At 57.3% G+C, this 14,646-nt stretch carries 14 protein-coding genes; 7 read left to right on the forward strand and 7 right to left on the reverse strand.

The annotated features are described in order from the left end of the window. Positions 1–210 precede the first annotated feature (210 nt). The 4 genes from ACOYNV_RS15615 to cbiM form a co-directional block, all read right to left on the reverse strand. Positions 211–1,014 (reverse strand): transporter, encoded by an 804-nt coding sequence (locus ACOYNV_RS15615; RefSeq protein ID WP_422900718.1) that lies wholly within the window; start codon positions 1,012–1,014, stop codon positions 211–213. A gap of 20 nt (positions 1,015–1,034) precedes the next feature. Next, positions 1,035–1,886, reverse strand: a complete 852-nt coding sequence (locus tag ACOYNV_RS15620) for an energy-coupling factor ABC transporter ATP-binding protein (RefSeq protein WP_422900719.1) — start codon at positions 1,884–1,886, stop codon at positions 1,035–1,037. Next, on the reverse strand, positions 1,886–2,671 hold the full coding sequence (gene cbiQ / locus ACOYNV_RS15625) for a cobalt ECF transporter T component CbiQ (protein ID WP_422900720.1): 786 nt from the start codon (positions 2,669–2,671) through the stop codon (positions 1,886–1,888). The genes ACOYNV_RS15620 and cbiQ overlap by 1 nt, the downstream gene beginning before the upstream one ends. A gap of 79 nt (positions 2,672–2,750) precedes the next feature. After that, positions 2,751–3,821, reverse strand: a complete 1,071-nt coding sequence (gene cbiM, locus ACOYNV_RS15630; protein WP_422900721.1) for a cobalt transporter CbiM — start codon at positions 3,819–3,821, stop codon at positions 2,751–2,753. Between the two features lie 162 nt (positions 3,822–3,983). Between cbiM and nikR the strand changes: the two genes are divergently transcribed. Then, a complete protein-coding gene (nikR, locus tag ACOYNV_RS15635; RefSeq protein WP_422900722.1) occupies positions 3,984–4,418 on the forward strand; it encodes a nickel-responsive transcriptional regulator NikR in 435 nt (144 codons plus the stop codon). Positions 4,419–4,932: 514 nt separating this feature from the next. On the opposite strand, the gene ACOYNV_RS15640 is transcribed toward nikR, so the two are convergent. Further along, entirely contained in the window at positions 4,933–6,171 is a 1,239-nt protein-coding gene (locus ACOYNV_RS15640) for a glucose-1-phosphate adenylyltransferase (protein ID WP_422900723.1), read from the reverse strand. Positions 6,172–6,274: 103 nt separating this feature from the next. Here ACOYNV_RS15640 and ACOYNV_RS15645 point away from each other — a divergent pair, with 103 nt between their 5' ends. From ACOYNV_RS15645 to pgl, 4 genes are all read left to right on the forward strand, one after another. Next, complete coding sequence (locus tag ACOYNV_RS15645; RefSeq protein WP_422900724.1) at positions 6,275–6,802, forward strand: hypothetical protein; 528 nt, start codon at positions 6,275–6,277, stop codon at positions 6,800–6,802. 64 nt (positions 6,803–6,866) lie between these two features. After that, on the forward strand, positions 6,867–7,784 hold the full coding sequence (gnd, locus tag ACOYNV_RS15650; RefSeq protein WP_422900725.1) for a phosphogluconate dehydrogenase (NAD(+)-dependent, decarboxylating): 918 nt from the start codon (positions 6,867–6,869) through the stop codon (positions 7,782–7,784). A gap of 2 nt (positions 7,785–7,786) precedes the next feature. After that, a complete protein-coding gene (locus ACOYNV_RS15655) occupies positions 7,787–8,113 on the forward strand; it encodes a hypothetical protein (protein ID WP_422900726.1) in 327 nt (108 codons plus the stop codon). Further along, positions 8,110–8,853 (forward strand): 6-phosphogluconolactonase, encoded by a 744-nt coding sequence (gene pgl, locus ACOYNV_RS15660; protein ID WP_422900727.1) that lies wholly within the window; start codon positions 8,110–8,112, stop codon positions 8,851–8,853. Before ACOYNV_RS15655 ends, pgl begins: the two co-directional genes overlap by 4 nt. Positions 8,854–9,076: 223 nt before the next feature. Here pgl and ACOYNV_RS15665 read toward each other — a convergent pair whose 3' ends face one another. After that, positions 9,077–10,927 carry a TIM44-like domain-containing protein gene (locus ACOYNV_RS15665; protein ID WP_422900728.1) on the reverse strand — a complete coding sequence of 617 codons (1,851 nt, stop codon included), beginning with the start codon at positions 10,925–10,927 and terminating at the stop codon, positions 9,077–9,079. A gap of 80 nt (positions 10,928–11,007) precedes the next feature. After that, complete coding sequence (locus ACOYNV_RS15670; RefSeq protein WP_422900729.1) at positions 11,008–11,253, reverse strand: hypothetical protein; 246 nt, start codon at positions 11,251–11,253, stop codon at positions 11,008–11,010. A gap of 330 nt (positions 11,254–11,583) precedes the next feature. Here ACOYNV_RS15670 and trkA point away from each other — a divergent pair, with 330 nt between their 5' ends. Both trkA and ACOYNV_RS15680 read left to right on the forward strand, forming a co-directional pair. Further along, positions 11,584–13,014 carry a Trk system potassium transporter TrkA gene (gene trkA, locus ACOYNV_RS15675; RefSeq protein ID WP_422900730.1) on the forward strand — a complete coding sequence of 477 codons (1,431 nt, stop codon included), beginning with the start codon at positions 11,584–11,586 and terminating at the stop codon, positions 13,012–13,014. A gap of 35 nt (positions 13,015–13,049) precedes the next feature. Then, positions 13,050–14,471, forward strand: coding sequence for a TrkH family potassium uptake protein (locus ACOYNV_RS15680; protein ID WP_422900731.1), 1,422 nt, complete (start codon positions 13,050–13,052; stop codon positions 14,469–14,471). Positions 14,472–14,646: the final 175 nt, after the last annotated feature.

Below are 14,646 nucleotides of genomic sequence, written 5' to 3' on the forward strand. Positions count from 1 at the left end.
GATTTAACCCCGTGCAGCAAGATTCGTTCCACTTCGGTTATGCGCTATTACTTATTTACCGACAACTGCAGCTTTCTGGTCAGAACGACGGCGTATCTTCTTCGAGTGCCAACTGCAATTCGAACCGATCAAAGTGGTCCAAGGATTTTCCCACGGAGTTGAGTAAAAGCCCGCTTCCTGCAGTTACAAGGCATCGCTTTTTTTCAACTCTTAGAATCGCAAGGTCACGCCTGCGGTGGCAGAGTATGTTATCGAATCGGGATTGGCGTTATCCGAGGTACGGATGACGCCCAAAGCGAATTCAAGATCCTTATGTGGTGAATAGACGGTCCCGAGTTCGACGAATCTGAAACGAACGGTATCGCCCCCTGCGCGTACGGATTCCACGCCGGCATCGAGTGCCAGTTTCCATTGTTCGTTCACTTCCCAAACCGGAGCGATGGATGCCCGTTTGATCGAAGCATCGGGCTGTTCATCAGTATTACGAAAGCGATCACGCCCTACACCGGCGTTGAAGTTGATTGCACCGAAGGAAACTTCCTGTGTGAGGATGAGCGTCAAGTTGCCTGAGGTTTTCCCGTCGCCAAGACCGGCGTTTTCTCGGGCGGAACTGACGGGGAAAAGGATTTCCGGTTTGATCGCGAGACTGGTTTTGCTGTCTGTATCTTCATAAAAACGCCATTTGACACCGGCCGACGGATTGCCATAACCACTGGCATTCCCGCTAGCGGAACTGACACGTATCCGGGAATAGCTGAGACCCGCAAACATATCCAGCGTCTCTGTCAGGCCACGCGTATAAACCAACGGAACGGTATCCACCCATATGGTTTCGCTGCTGGTGTTCGTGCGGTCGTGGTTGTACGAAAATTCAATCTGGTTGCCGCCACTGCCTTGCGTGCCAGTATCGTCAGTAATCAGGGGCTGCATGGCATATACGTTCGGGCAGACCAAGATCGTAATTGCCAGCGTGATCGCTGATTGGCGGCGCATGGCTCTAAATAGCTGGATCATTTTAGTGGCTCCTTGTCAGGCTAGTCCCGCCTGATCGGGCGATATTTTGCATAGGGCGCGGCATGGTGGTCATGTCCGTGCCGGTGTGCATGGAGATGTTTGTGCGCTTCGCCACCGGCATGAACGTGCCAGTGCGCATGTGCCAAGTGCGTCCGTCGCAGCAAATCCTGGTCGGTCAGAATTTCGGCCGGCGTGCCGGCAGCGACGACCTTGCCGTTGTCCAGCACAAAAACGAAGTCGGCAATGTCTTCGACGATATCGAGGTCGTGTGTGGCCGTCACGATCGTTCGCCCCGTATTTCGGCTTTCGACCAGGAACCGGATGACTTCGCTCTGGCTCTCGGGATCGAGCGACGCGGTCGGTTCGTCGAGCAGCAAGACCTCGGGGTCCAGAATCAGCACGGAAGCCAGCGCCACGCGCTTCTTTTCTCCGCCGGACAGGCGGTGCGGTGCACGATCCTTGAGGTGGCTGATGGCGAAGCGGGCCAGTATTTCGTCTACACAACGCAGAATCCTGTCCTTGGGCCACCCGAGTTGAAGCGGGCCAAAGGCGACTTCATCAAATACGGTTGGGTTGAATATCTGCACGTCCGGATTCTGGAATACCAGCCCAACACGGCGTCGGAATGCGAAATTGGTTTCATCATCGGCCAGCAACTCCTCGCTCAGTATCTCGCCGAAGGCTTTAAGTTCGCCCTGTGTGGGGAAATACAGGGCATCCAGAAGTCGTAACAGCGTGGACTTGCCGGAGCCATTGGCGCCGAGCAAGGCGACCCGGTTACCCTGACGGATCTGTAGGGAGAGACCATCCAGTGCCAGTTGCTTCTGGTAGGCATAGGAAACGTTGCTTAACTCGAAAATGCAATCGTTCATTACTGGAACCCGAGAATAAGCGCAGGCACCGTCAGCGCAAACAGCAGTGCAAACCAGTCGCGAGACCGGGTACGAAAATCGTTGAGCAAATGCACCTCGCCGCGGTAGCCGCGCGAAATCATCGCCAGATGCACATCCGAGCTGATCTGGAACGTTTTGCCCAACAACACGCCCACGGCAGCGGCTACCATCCGGCGCTGCTGCGGCCCCTTCATGGGCGCTACGATGCGGCTGCGCCGAGCCTCGAGCAGTTGTGTGGCGTTCTGCAAGAGTACGAAAATGTAGCGATGCGTCATTCCAAGAATGGCCACCACAACCACGGGAACGCCGAGATTGCGCATGGCTTTGAGAACATGCGGCCAGGGCGTCGACAAGATCAGCAGCACGGCGAATGTCGCGGAAGTTTCGGCGCGACCGATGAGGAATGCGGCACTACGCAAGCCCTGCTGCGTCACGGTCCAATGAAGCCATGGCACTTGCCAGACGGGAAGGCCGGGTACTACCACGATGGATGGCAGGGCAATTACGCCCGTGAATAGCAGGACGCTGATCCAGACCTGTTTGTACAGCCTGGTCATCGTAATCCCGGAAAAGAGGGCAAGAATGAGCGCCAGCAGAAACAAGGCGGCAAGAACCGGCAGCGATCGGGCCAATACCCCGCTGATGATCAATGCCAGAAAGCCGATCAGTTTGATGCGCGGATCCAGCCCCTGCAATAAGCCTTGTTGGGCACCCATGGCTTCTGCGTCAAGCGCATGTTCAATGGTTTGGAGCAAACCGTGCATGAGCCGTTCCGCAAAATGTCGATGACCATGGCGACGCCCGTCCTGAACAAAGGATTGTTCACTCATCGCAGCGGAGGGCTCACAACTTCACCGACACTTTTTTGGAGGCGAACTTGGAAATCAACAGGAACAGCAGCAAGATAAGCCCAGCGCCAAATACGGCCGAGAGGATGTAACCCACACTGGCACTGTGCAAGAAGCTCGGCGCATAGTCCGGAATCGGCGCACTCCACAGGCTGGCCAGATGTTCCAACCCCGGCGGTACGCTGTCAGGGAGGGCAACGCCGCCTGATGTACTCACGATTTCCTCACGCATCTTGGTGTTGGCAAAATCTTCGACGCCCCACTCCCCCCAGGCGGTACCCGCAGCCAGCAAACCAATCGGCGAAAGAATCATCAGCCCGGAAAGCATGTACCAGAGCGCCCGCGTTGATTTCCATACGTTAGCCGTAGCCAGTTCGGTGGCAACAGTCGGGGCGGAATAGGCCAATAGATCCGGATTGGCACGCTGGAGATAGGCCACCAAACCACCGGAGATAACCAGTTCTGCGAGGCCAGCAATACTGAAGTGACCGATCATCATGGCTGGTATCGCAATCGCGAGGGGGTATGGTGCATACAAGGGTGTTCCGGAGGCATCGTGGAACAGCATTGGTTGAATGCCAAATTCGATGGCCGTCAGCAAGGCCGCGACATTGATCGCGAGATACCCGGCAATCGCCGCCGCCACGACGCGACGCGACGAGTCCAGCGCAGACTTTCCGGCAATCAGCGTGTAAGTCCAATACGCCACCAGCGAGCCAACAACCGCCATGTTCAGGCAGTTCGCGCCGAATGTCGTGATCCCGCCGTCACCGAAAAACACTGCCTGGATCAGCAGGGCGACAGAGATGGCTAACATCGACGCCCACGGCCCGAGCACAATCGTCGCGATGGCCATCCCTACCGCATGGCCGGTGGTCCCGCCCGGCAGTGGCAGGTTGAACATCATGATCACGAAACTGAATGCCGAGAACACTGCCAGCAAAGGAACCATGCGTGTGTGCAACAGACGTTTGACACGTTGCAACGCCACGTACCAGAACGGAAGCACGACCATGTAAGTGACTGCGCAGGTTGCCGGACTCAGATAACCATCGGGAATGTGCATGACGAATCTCCGATTCACAGAATTTTGTACGTAAGAAGAATTTTGATATTGTATGATATTAACCAGAAAGTCAATTCCTGGATTCGCCCCGTACCGCATCGATGGATGCTTGAAGCCCGCGTGTCGGGTATGCTCTCGACTCGCTATTCTGGAGTCTGGACCATGCAAAGACTGACCATTTCACTTGATGATAATCTGGCGTCTGCTTTCGACGAGTTGATTGCGCTGCGCGGCTACGCCAACCGTTCTGAAGCTGTTCGCGACCTGTTGCGCCGTGAACTGGGAGAGAGCGACTTGACCAGTGGCACCGCTAAAATGTGTGTGGCGGTACTGAGTTATGTCTTCGATCACCACGAGCGCCTGCTTTCTACCCGACTGACCAGTTTGCAGCATGATCACCACGATCTGACCATTGCCACCATGCACGCACACATCAGCCATGAGGACTGCGTGGAAACCGTGATTCTTCGCGGAGCAACTACGGAGGTCAAAAGCTTTGCTGAATCGGTAATTGCCGAGACCGGTGTGCGCCACGGCCAGATACAGTTGATCCCCATCGAAGCAAAAAACCAAACCAAGTGGCGTCGCAAAATCTGAGCGGCGGCCAGGGTTCAGGCTGAGAGGCGGGGGACTTCAAAATTCCAAGGATGCGCGGAATAAGAATTGAGTGAAAACAATTATCTGACATTTTATAGCCTTAGCAATCACCGATAGCTTGGGTGCCTAGCCATAATAATGAAGGGCCAATCTATACTTTATATATTCGCGAACGTTAGGTTGCTGCTGCAAAGCAGACGGTCAGGTGAAAATATAATAAAAGCATAACGAACGGCTGCTTTGGAGTTTTAAGTGTTCCCGGCGAATGGCCGCTTTTCAACACCCCGAATGGCTCCAATGGGTCGGTTGCCGACCGTCAGCACCATCTAATCCTGCATTATCCATCGCAAACAATTTGTGCACTGCTTCAAGTGAGCCTCGCGTCAATCACGGAATCCGGATACCCCAAAATGCGCAGTCCAACCCGGTGCCGTGTGCCTTGGTTGCTGACCCGGACGCGCCTGTTTCAGGCTTTGATGCGATCCGTCCTCTTTGGGTTCTCAGCCGTAGGAGTCTACAGATAACGAAACTTCACATCGTCGGCATGAGAATCAGTGCCCTCGCCCCTGCGTAGCACAACGATGCCCGAGTCGGTAACGGTGAATCGGCGGCGATCGGCTTGCGCATCGTAGCCGATGCATTCACCGGCCTCGATGGTGTTGTACCGGTCGACGATGACGCGCTTGAGTCGCACACCTTTCCGGATTACCGAGTAATCCATGACGATGCACTCATCGAGTTCGACATCCTCTTCCAGAAGCACTTCACTGCGAACCAGCGAATTGTGGATGCGAGCACCCTTGATCAGGGTGCCGGAACTGATGATGCTGTTGTCTACTTCGGCGTGGAAGAATCTCGGCGACGGCCCCTGGTAGTTGTTCGAGCCGATCCGCCACTTGGGATTGAACATGTCAAATTTCGGCTCGACACCCAGCGTGTCCTGGTGGGCCTGAAAGTAGGCATCGATGGTACCCACGTCGCGCCAATAGTTTGGTTCCTCATAGTCGCGTATGTTCGGAATCCGGTTCTTGCAGAAATTGTAGGCAAACACCCGCTTTGTCTTGATCAGGCGCGGCAGCATGTCCTTGCCAAAATCCTTCTCACCGAGCCGGTTACCCTCTCTCAGCGCCTTGATCAGGACATCTGCGTTAAAAATGTAATTGCCCATCGAGGCGAAGGCGTGCGCTGGATCGTGCGGCATCGGTGCCGGGTCGATAGGCTTTTCACGGAAACTGCGGATCGTTCCATCGGCGGCGGCGTCGATGATGCCGAATGCCGAGGCGGTAGCGATCGGCACCGGCAACGCCGCGACGGTTACGTCGGCACCGCTGGCCAGATGGAAGGCGACCATCTGGCGCACGTCCATTCGATAAATGTGATCGGCGCTGAACACCACAACGAGGTCCGGCAAATGCTTCTCGATCAGCCCCAGGTTCTGATAGACGGCATCGGCAGTTCCCTGGAACCACTCCGGGGACTCGCGCATCTGCGGAGGAACGACGGCAATGAACTGCTCGGGAAATAATGGGGACATCGCCCAGGAGCGGCGAATGTGTTCGATCAGGGACTGCGACTTGTATTGGACCAGGAGGTAAATGGCAAAGATTCTGGAATTGACAAGATTGGAGAGCACGAAGTCGACGATACGGTAGCGGCCGCCAAAGGGAACCGCGGGCTTCGAGCGATGTTCGGTCAGCGGATACAAGCGAGTACCTTCGCCTCCGGCCAGTACCATCGCCAAGATATTGGGCATATTCATCATTCCCTCCCACATTGAATAGCGCCCTATCGCGGAGATTCAGCACGCGCTGCGCGGACGCATTGCCTTCACCGTTTACCTGAGAGGTTGTGAATAAATGCCTGAACACCCACCGCAGAGCCGCAAAGGCGCCGAGGTTACGCAGAGAAAACCTTTAAAAACAATGAGGTTCCTCTGCCCCGCGGGATTTGCTTCGCGGCACGTTTTCTTTGCCCCTTTGCGTCTCTGCGGTGGATTTTTGATATTTTCACAGCCTCTGAGCCTCACGGCCGGCAATTTTGTTGACCGGACGATCACCTCTAAGTTCTTCATCCTGCTTGTGTGCGGTAGCGTACAGGCGCGAAAAAACACCCTGGATATGCTGATCTTGTTTCCACACCAAGCGAATCAATCAGCAGATGGGATTTCAGCCATACTGCCTGAGATGCCCATGAATAGGCGGTCTTCAGGCCATGCCTTGGCGATCCGCATGAATACTGGCTGTCAAGGCATCGTTTTGCAGATCGCCAATCGACGGGCGTTGCAGCGCGATTTTGGGTGGTGGATGAGCAGTGCCTGGCAATCCCCTGTGCAGGCGCTTTTGGCCTCAACGGGCGGGAACCAACATCGAGTGTTTAACGCCTAAAGTTGAATCGAGTAGTCTTCTTTGCCAACTGGCTGGCAGGAATACTGATCAAAGGAGAACGGCAATGGAACTGGGCATGATCGGCCTTGGGCGGATGGGCGCCAACATGGCGGAACGGCTGCGTCGCGGCGGTCATCGCATCGTCGGCTTCGATCCGAAGGCGAATGAGTACCAGCAAGCGAACGCCAAGGGCGTCGAACTTGCCCAGAGCATCGCCGAACTGGTCGGCCACTTGCCGCCGCCGCGTGCCGTCTGGCTGATGGTTCCGGCAGGCGACGCCGTCGATCAGACGATCGCCACGCTGTTACCCTTGCTGGCACCCGGCGATGTCATCATCGACGGCGGCAACTCCAACTATCGGGACAGTCAGCGTCGGGCCTTGGCCCTCGCTGATAGCCGGATCGATTACGTCGATTGCGGCACCAGCGGTGGCGTCTGGGGATTGCAGGAGGGCTACAGTCTGATGATCGGCGGTGGCGAAGCGGTAATCGAACGCCTGCGCCCACTCTTCGCAACGCTGGCGCCAGCGCCGGATCGTGGCTGGGGACGCGTCGGCCCGTCGGGTGCCGGCCATTTCACCAAGATGATTCACAACGGCATCGAGTACGGCCTGATGCAGGCCTATGCGGAAGGCTTCTCGCTGCTGCAGCACAAGAGCGAATTCACCCTTGATCTGCACCAGGTTGCCGACATCTGGCGCCACGGCAGCGTCGTTCGCTCGCGGCTTCTCGACCTGACTGCCGACGCCCTTGGCGAGAATCCGGCACTCGACGGCATCGCTCCCTGCGTTGCCGATTCAGGTGAAGGGCGATGGACGGTCCTCGAAGCGCTCGAACTGGGGGTTGCCGCGCCGGTGATTACGCTGGCCATGCTGGCGCGGCTGCGTTCGCGCGACCCGTCGTCGTTTTCGGACAAATTGCTGGCCGCGTTACGCCAGCAATTTGGCGGCCATGCCGTATTGAAAGAGCAAACGAAAGATTGATCATGGCGCCAACATCTGAACGCGAAGGCTGTCTTTTTGTGCTGTTAGGTGCCACCGGCGACCTCATGCGTCGCAAGTTGTTGCCGGCACTGTTTCAGTTGGCAGAAAACAATCAACTGCCGGCCGCTTATGAAACCTTGCTCCTCGACATTCTTGCCGGCGACCAGACGCTCTTTGTGCATGCCGATGAAACCGAAACTTCGTGGCGACTTTATGCGCCATTGCTGAACCGCGATGCACCACCCCATCCTTATCCGGCGGGCAGTTGGGGGCCGGCCGAAGCTGACAGTTTGCTGGCTGGTAGCGGGACGAAATGGAGCAACCGATGATTTCCAGACAGCCAGCCCGGCTCGATGCGGCGAGCCTGGGTGCCTCGCTTCAGCGCTGCCGCTTGCACCCCCAACTTGATCTTCGGGCGCTGCAGGAGGCGGTCGTCGAGTGGATTCTCTCTGCCGCTGCAACTGCCGTTAGCCGTTGCGGAAAATTCCAACTGGTGCTGGCCGGCGGCGAAACGCCACGCGACGTCTATCAGAAGCTGCGCCAGGCAGACGCTGACTGGTCTGGCTGGCACATTTACTTTGGTGACGAGCGCTGCCTGCCGGCGGAGGATGCGGCGCGCAACTCGCGCATGGCCGGCGAGGCCTGGCTTGATCATGTGCCCATCCCGGCAGCACAAATTCATGCCATTCCCGCCGAACTCGGCGCCGGGCGGGCCGCGGAAGCCTATGCTGCCAGCCTGCGCGAGGTTGGTGATTTCGACCTGGTGTTGCTCGGTCTGGGCGAGGACGGCCATACGGCTAGCCTTTTCCCCGGGAACTACTGGGGAACATCACCTGAAGCACCCGCTACGCTGGCCGTCTGCAACGCGCCAAAACCACCGGCCGAGCGCGTTTCCCTCTCCGCCGCCCGGCTCAGCCGGGCGCGGCAAGTGCTGTTTCTGATCAGCGGCGAAGCCAAACGCGGCGCGCTGGCCGACTGGCGCGCCGGCAAGGAGATCCCGGCGCGCAGCATCGCCCCCGCAGCCGGTGTCGATGTGCTGCTGGAAGCGGCGTTGCTGCGGCGGGCATAGGCGCTGCGCGCCAAAAAGCCAGCATGGAAGCGAGGCGGGGCATGGCTGCAGACCTCATGAATAGGCGATCGACAAGATATATGCCTGAAGATGCCCGTGTTTATTGGCTAATCAGGCGATATGCTTATAGAACGCCATTCGACGAGGCTTGCAGAGGATGTTGCAGTGCCGGCTCCTCTGCGTTTTCCTGGGTAGGCAAACTCCAAGGCTAATCCAGGCCGAATCACTCGGACATTTTTTCGATGCGCTGGCTGACTTCGTTGAGCAAAGCCTGCTCGGCCGGACTGATGTTATGGTCGGCGAGCGCACCCTTTTCCATCAGCAGACGCACGCGCAGCGCGCTCTTGCGAGTCTCCGGCAGGCGCAGCGATAGTTGCCGGTTTTTCGCCAGTTCGAACAGGCCGGCGAGCTTCTGCGGGTTGTAGCCCATCTGGCGTGAAAGCTCTTCGGCGAAAGTCATTTCGTCCGGCGTGATTTCGCCATCGATGCCGAGGATCATCAGCAGGTTGTTGAAGGCCAGGTCACGAGCGGCGTAGACCGGGTCGAGCTGCGTGGCCGATACGCCGGTGGTCAGCGGCGGCTTCTGGCTGTCGGTCAGGGCCTTGTATTCCTCGGTCAGCAGCAGGCTGCTGACGATCCATTCGTTGCGCGTGCTGTTGAGAATTTCGCCGCAGTAGCCACACTTCAGTTCGAGCGTGTCGCCGAGCGGTCCGCCGCAGGCCGGGCAGGCGTGGGCGTAGAGCGATCCCTTCGGCACGCCGGCGCCGACGTCGCGTGAGAGGATCATGATTTCGTTGCGGGTATACAACCCCTGATCGATCAGCTTCAGGCGCCCTTCACTGATCGCCACGCGCTGGGCCGTGCGCTTGATGGCGACGACCAGGTTGTCCTTCCCTTCCGCGCGATAGAAGTCGATGGCCGTGACATTGTTCAGATACAAACGGTTGAAGACGAAGGGGGCCTGCTCCGCGAACTCCCGCGACAGGCGCGCGAACAGTTCATCGCCGACAAAGCGGCGCATCGCCTCCGGACGCCGCGTGGCCTGCGCCGTCATGATCTGCAGGTAGGCGTTGGAAGCCTTGTCCTCGATCAGTTGCACCGAGAAATCACCGTCCGTTGCCACAGCGTCGCGGATGCGCTGGGTGAAGCTGCCGGTTTTCTTCAGCTTGGTGTTCTCGTTGGCGTAGTCGTCGGCCTGGGTGATCTCGGACAGAATCCAGTCGTAATCGCCGAGCGTGCTCACCGCCTGGCAACTGGCGCAGCGCACAACTTCGCCCAGGTCGCCGGGCAGTTCGGCGCCGCAGGACGGGCAGCGGTTGCTGTGGTACAGATCATTTTCGGCAACGCCCGACTTGCGGATGAAGGTCCAGTATTCGAGCATTTCCAGCGACCCGCGCTGGTCGAGCTGCGGAAACTTCGCTGAAACAAAGTCGTCGTTCGCCGTGAAGTGGATTCCGATATGCACGATGTCGAAGTTTCCATCCTGTTCGATAGCGTCAATGAAAACCTTTCTGATCTGGATATTGCCAACGACATTCTGTTGCCCGAGCAGGCGCATCATCGTGATCTGGGTCGTGAAGCGCTGCCAGACACCATCGGAAATCCAGCGCCGCACCGGCGCCATGTCCTGCTTCATCCACGCCTGCTGAATGGCCATGAAAGCGGTATTGGCCTTGGCCAGCAGCGTTTCCGGCGCGAAGCCCGGGTTGCGCTTGAAAAAATCGGCCGGGATGGCAAAGGACTTCGTTGCCAGTTGGCCAATCGACGGAATCCTGTTCAGGCCGGAAACCGACTTGACCTGCCTGGTGGCGTACCAGGCGAGCGCCCCGAGTAGCGCCAGCGCGATGAGGTTATAGGGGAATGGCAGATCGAAGATGATCCAGATGAGAATCTGGAAAATGAAATCAGCGCCATCTCCATTTCCACCCCCGCTACTGCCGCCACCCCCTCCGCCGCCACCAGCGACGGCATGGGCGAAGTTGCTGGCGACCAGCAGCAGGGCCGGGAGCCAGCGCTGCCTTGCGGCGACATCGATTCGAGGAAACTGGGCGCGGCCGGAATTTGCTTGAATCATGTCGGTTCCGTCATCAGAAAGAACGGTTGGAAAAAAGGGTTGACTGGAAAAGTGCCTGTGCCGGCATGGCCTTGAGTCGGTTATCGACGCGCAAAGTACAGGCCAAGACACAGGCCCGTTCCGACCAGATACAGCAGCCAGGTCGCGGATATCGCATACGGGTAAAGCATCAGCGCCACCCCGATCCACTTGAAAGCGGCGAAGGAGGCCTTTTTCCCATACCGATACGCCGCATAACCGATCAGCCCGAACAGAATGGCCCCCATCAGATAGGCCGGCGTAGGCAGTGTCAAGCCCATCGTTTCAAGCGTCTTGAGTTCGTCCATGAGTCAATCCGGAAGTATCACGGGATTATATCGGTCTTGTTGAATCGTGCCTTCAAGACAAAATTGCAACGACGTCAAATCATTTTTGTTGGCGTCGCCAGCAGCGGCTCCTGACTCCTGCCGGGCGTATGCCAATCGGGCTTTCGAGCGGCATTATTTTGAACATCGCCTGACATGCAAACACGGTAACATGACGCGTGTGGCCGATAAAGTCGGCCTTGAGCGTACTCATCATTAGCCCCAGTTGAAACAACCTGGCGAGAACCTGGGATGGCGCAGCGAAGCCCCAAGGTGCTGTCTGCAGGTGTCGAATAAAGGGAGCGGAAAATAATGCGAATCGTCATCCTCGGTGCCGGCCAGGTAGGCACCAGTGTTGCACAGAGCCTCGTTTCCGAGAGCAATGACATCACGGTTGTCGATAACAATCGTGAGCGTCTTGAAAATCTGCAGGTACGACTTGATTTGCGCACGATCGTCGGCAACGCCATCCTGCCCTCCACGCTGCGCGATGCCGGGCTGGCCGATGCCGATATGTTGATTGCCGTGACGCAAAGCGATCAGACCAACCTTGTTGCCTGCAAACTCGCGCACACCCTCTTCAACGTGCCAACGCGCATCGCCCGCCTGCGCTCGCCAGAGTATCTGGATAATCCGGAATTGCTGGGCGAGGCGAATTTTGCGGTGAATTATGCGCTTTGCCCGGAACAGGTAATTACCGACTATATAGTCAAGCTGGTCGAGTTTCCCGAAGCCTTGCAGGTACTTTCTTTTGCCAATGGTCGGGTCGCTCTGGTTGGCGTCAAGGCTTATGCAGGCGGGCTGATGGTTGGCAAGCCGATCAGGGAAATGCGCGAGCATCTGGGTGACAACGTCGATGCCCGAATATCGGCCATTTTTCGTCAAGACCATCCCGTCACCCCTACCGGCGATACGATCATCGAGGATGGAGACGAAGTCTTCGTGCTGGCGGCGGACGAACACATCCGGCGCGTGATGGTCGAAATGCGCCGGATGACGGCCCCGGTAAAACGCGTCATCATCGCCGGCGGCGGCAACGTCGGCTTGCGCGTGGCGCGAATGCTCGAAGGCAAGTGCGCGGTGAAGATCATCGAATGTAATCCGGAACGTACGCAGATAATCGCCAACCTGATCGGGGAAGGCCTGGTACTGCTTGGTGACGCGACGGACGAGGACTTGCTTGAACAGGAATCGATCGAAGAGACGGATCTTTTTCTCGCCCTGACCAACGACGATGAAGACAATATCATGTCGGCCTCACTGGCCAAAAACATGGGCTGCAAACGGGTGCTGGCATTGATCAACCGGCGGGTCTATGCCGATCTGGTCCAGGGCGGCCCGATCGACATCGCCATTTCTCCGGCGCTGGTTTCAATCGGCGATCTGCTCACCCACGTTCGCCGTGGCTTTGTGGCCAAGGTGCATAGCCTGCGGCGCGGCGCCGCTGAAGCCATCGAGATCGTCGTGCACGGCGACCAGAAAAGCTCCCGGGTCGTCGGCCGGCGGGTTGGCGAACTGCCGGTGATTCCCGGTGCGACACTGGTGGCCATCGTGCGTGACCTCGACAAGCTTGAAGATATTGCTTATGCCGGCATGATCATGATCAAAAAGAAGGGGCACGTGGTCATTGCGCATAAGCAGGAAGTGATCAGGAGCGCCGATCACGTCATCGTATTTTGTTTAAACAAAAAAGTGGTCAAGAAGGTCGAGCAACTCTTCCAGGTTAGCGTGGGCTTTCTGTGAGGTACCGTCTTTTTCCGGTTCTGCACGTGATGGGGATGATGCTTATCTTCTTTGGCGTGACCTATTTGATGCCGATTGCCACCAGCATCATCTATAAGGATGGCGAACTGTCAGAATTTGTCGTCGCCATGGGTTTTTGCCTGCTGGTTGGTATCGGCTTGTGGTGGCCCACCGCCCGTTACAAACGTGAATTGCAGCCGCGCGACGGGTTCTTGCTGGTCACGCTGGCCTGGGTGATGATGGCCGCCATTGCTACCGTTCCGTTGATGATGGCGATACCCAACCTGTCCTTTACCGATGCCTTTTTCGAGACCATGTCCGGGCTGACCACGACCGGGGCGACGGTGCTCAGCGGCCTTGAATTTCTACCGCCATCGATCAACATCTGGCGGCACGAGCTGAACTGGCTGGGCGGTATGGGAATCATCGTCCTCGCCGTGGCCATTCTGCCGCTGCTTGGCGTCGGCGGCATGCAACTTTACAAGGCAGAAACGCCGGGGCCGATGAAGGATTCCAAGCTGACGCCACGCATTGCCAGCACGGCCAAAGCGCTGTGGCTGGTTTATTTCGGCATCACCGTCGCTTGCATTCTCTCCCTCAAACTGGTCGGCATGAACTGGCTTGATGCCATCTGCCACGCCTTTGCCGCCCTCTCGCTCGGCGGCTTTTCAACCTACGACGCGAGCGTCGGCCACTTCAACTCACCCGCCATCGAGGCGGTTTTAATCGTTTTCATGATGCTCGCGGGGATGAATTTCGCCACCCACTTCGTCGCCCTGCGCGGCCGCTCGCTACGCGCCTATTGGACCGACGCCGAGGCCAAAGCGTTTGTTATCCTGATTGTCTCCAGCACGCTGGTCTGCGCGACCTATCTGAACGAGACGGATGTCTATGAAAATTGGTCGACAGCCTTGCGCCATGTGGCTTTCAATCTCGTTTCGATTGCCACTGATTGTGGCTTTGCCAGTGTCGACTACGACAAGTGGCCGATTTTCGTACCGATGTGGATGTTGTTCCTGTCGTGCTTCGCGGTCAGCTCAGGATCAACCGGTGGCGGCATCAAGATGATCCGTGCCCTGATCCTCAGCCAGCAAGCCTCGCGTGAATTGCAGAAGCTGATCCATCCGGCGGTAGTCAATCCGATTCGTATTGGCGGCACGGCAATTCCCCAGACGATTGCCGGTGCGGTGCTCGGTTTTATCTTTCTTTACGCGCTGACCGTTGGCGAACTCACCTTTTTCCTGATGGCCAGCGGCCTTGATTTCATCTCGGCGTTTACGGCCATCATTGCCTGCATCAACAATGCCGGCCCGGGTCTGAATGTTGTTGGACCGTCACAAAACTTCAGCGTGCTTACCGATTTTCAGACCTGGATTTGCTCGCTGGCGATGCTCGCCGGGCGCCTGGAGATTTTCACCCTGTTCGTCCTTTTTACGCCGTATTTCTGGCGCCGCTAACTCAGCGAGAGTAATGAAAACCGGGGACGGACCACGGTTTCCTGTTTTCAGAACCGCAGAAACAGAAAACCGCGGTCTGTTGTTAACATGCTTAATCAGGAGTTGCAAACCCCGCATAAACAAACGATCTACAGCACAAATACCCTTAGAGCCTTTATCCATGCGGTTCTTCGGG

This window comes from Propionivibrio sp. (genome assembly GCF_049316945.1).
Classification (GTDB): Bacteria; Pseudomonadota; Gammaproteobacteria; order Burkholderiales; family Rhodocyclaceae; genus Propionivibrio.

Coding starts and splice junctions, on each gene's coding strand:
- ACOYNV_RS15615 (WP_422900718.1), bottom strand. CDS start 1,014: ATGATCCAGCTATTTAGAGCCATGCGCCGCCAATCAGCGATCACGCTG.
- gnd (WP_422900725.1), top strand. CDS start 6,867: ATGGAACTGGGCATGATCGGCCTTGGGCGGATGGGCGCCAACATGGCG.
- ACOYNV_RS15670 (WP_422900729.1), bottom strand. CDS start 11,253: ATGGACGAACTCAAGACGCTTGAAACGATGGGCTTGACACTGCCTACG.
- nikR (WP_422900722.1), top strand. CDS start 3,984: ATGCAAAGACTGACCATTTCACTTGATGATAATCTGGCGTCTGCTTTC.
- cbiQ (WP_422900720.1), bottom strand. CDS start 2,671: ATGCACGGTTTGCTCCAAACCATTGAACATGCGCTTGACGCAGAAGCC.
- ACOYNV_RS15620 (WP_422900719.1), bottom strand. CDS start 1,886: ATGAACGATTGCATTTTCGAGTTAAGCAACGTTTCCTATGCCTACCAG.
- ACOYNV_RS15665 (WP_422900728.1), bottom strand. CDS start 10,927: ATGATTCAAGCAAATTCCGGCCGCGCCCAGTTTCCTCGAATCGATGTC.
- ACOYNV_RS15645 (WP_422900724.1), top strand. CDS start 6,275: ATGCCTGAACACCCACCGCAGAGCCGCAAAGGCGCCGAGGTTACGCAG.
- ACOYNV_RS15680 (WP_422900731.1), top strand. CDS start 13,050: ATGATGCTTATCTTCTTTGGCGTGACCTATTTGATGCCGATTGCCACC.
- trkA (WP_422900730.1), top strand. CDS start 11,584: ATGCGAATCGTCATCCTCGGTGCCGGCCAGGTAGGCACCAGTGTTGCA.
- pgl (WP_422900727.1), top strand. CDS start 8,110: ATGATTTCCAGACAGCCAGCCCGGCTCGATGCGGCGAGCCTGGGTGCC.
- ACOYNV_RS15640 (WP_422900723.1), bottom strand. CDS start 6,171: ATGCCCAATATCTTGGCGATGGTACTGGCCGGAGGCGAAGGTACTCGC.
- ACOYNV_RS15655 (WP_422900726.1), top strand. CDS start 7,787: ATGGCGCCAACATCTGAACGCGAAGGCTGTCTTTTTGTGCTGTTAGGT.
- cbiM (WP_422900721.1), bottom strand. CDS start 3,821: ATGCACATTCCCGATGGTTATCTGAGTCCGGCAACCTGCGCAGTCACT.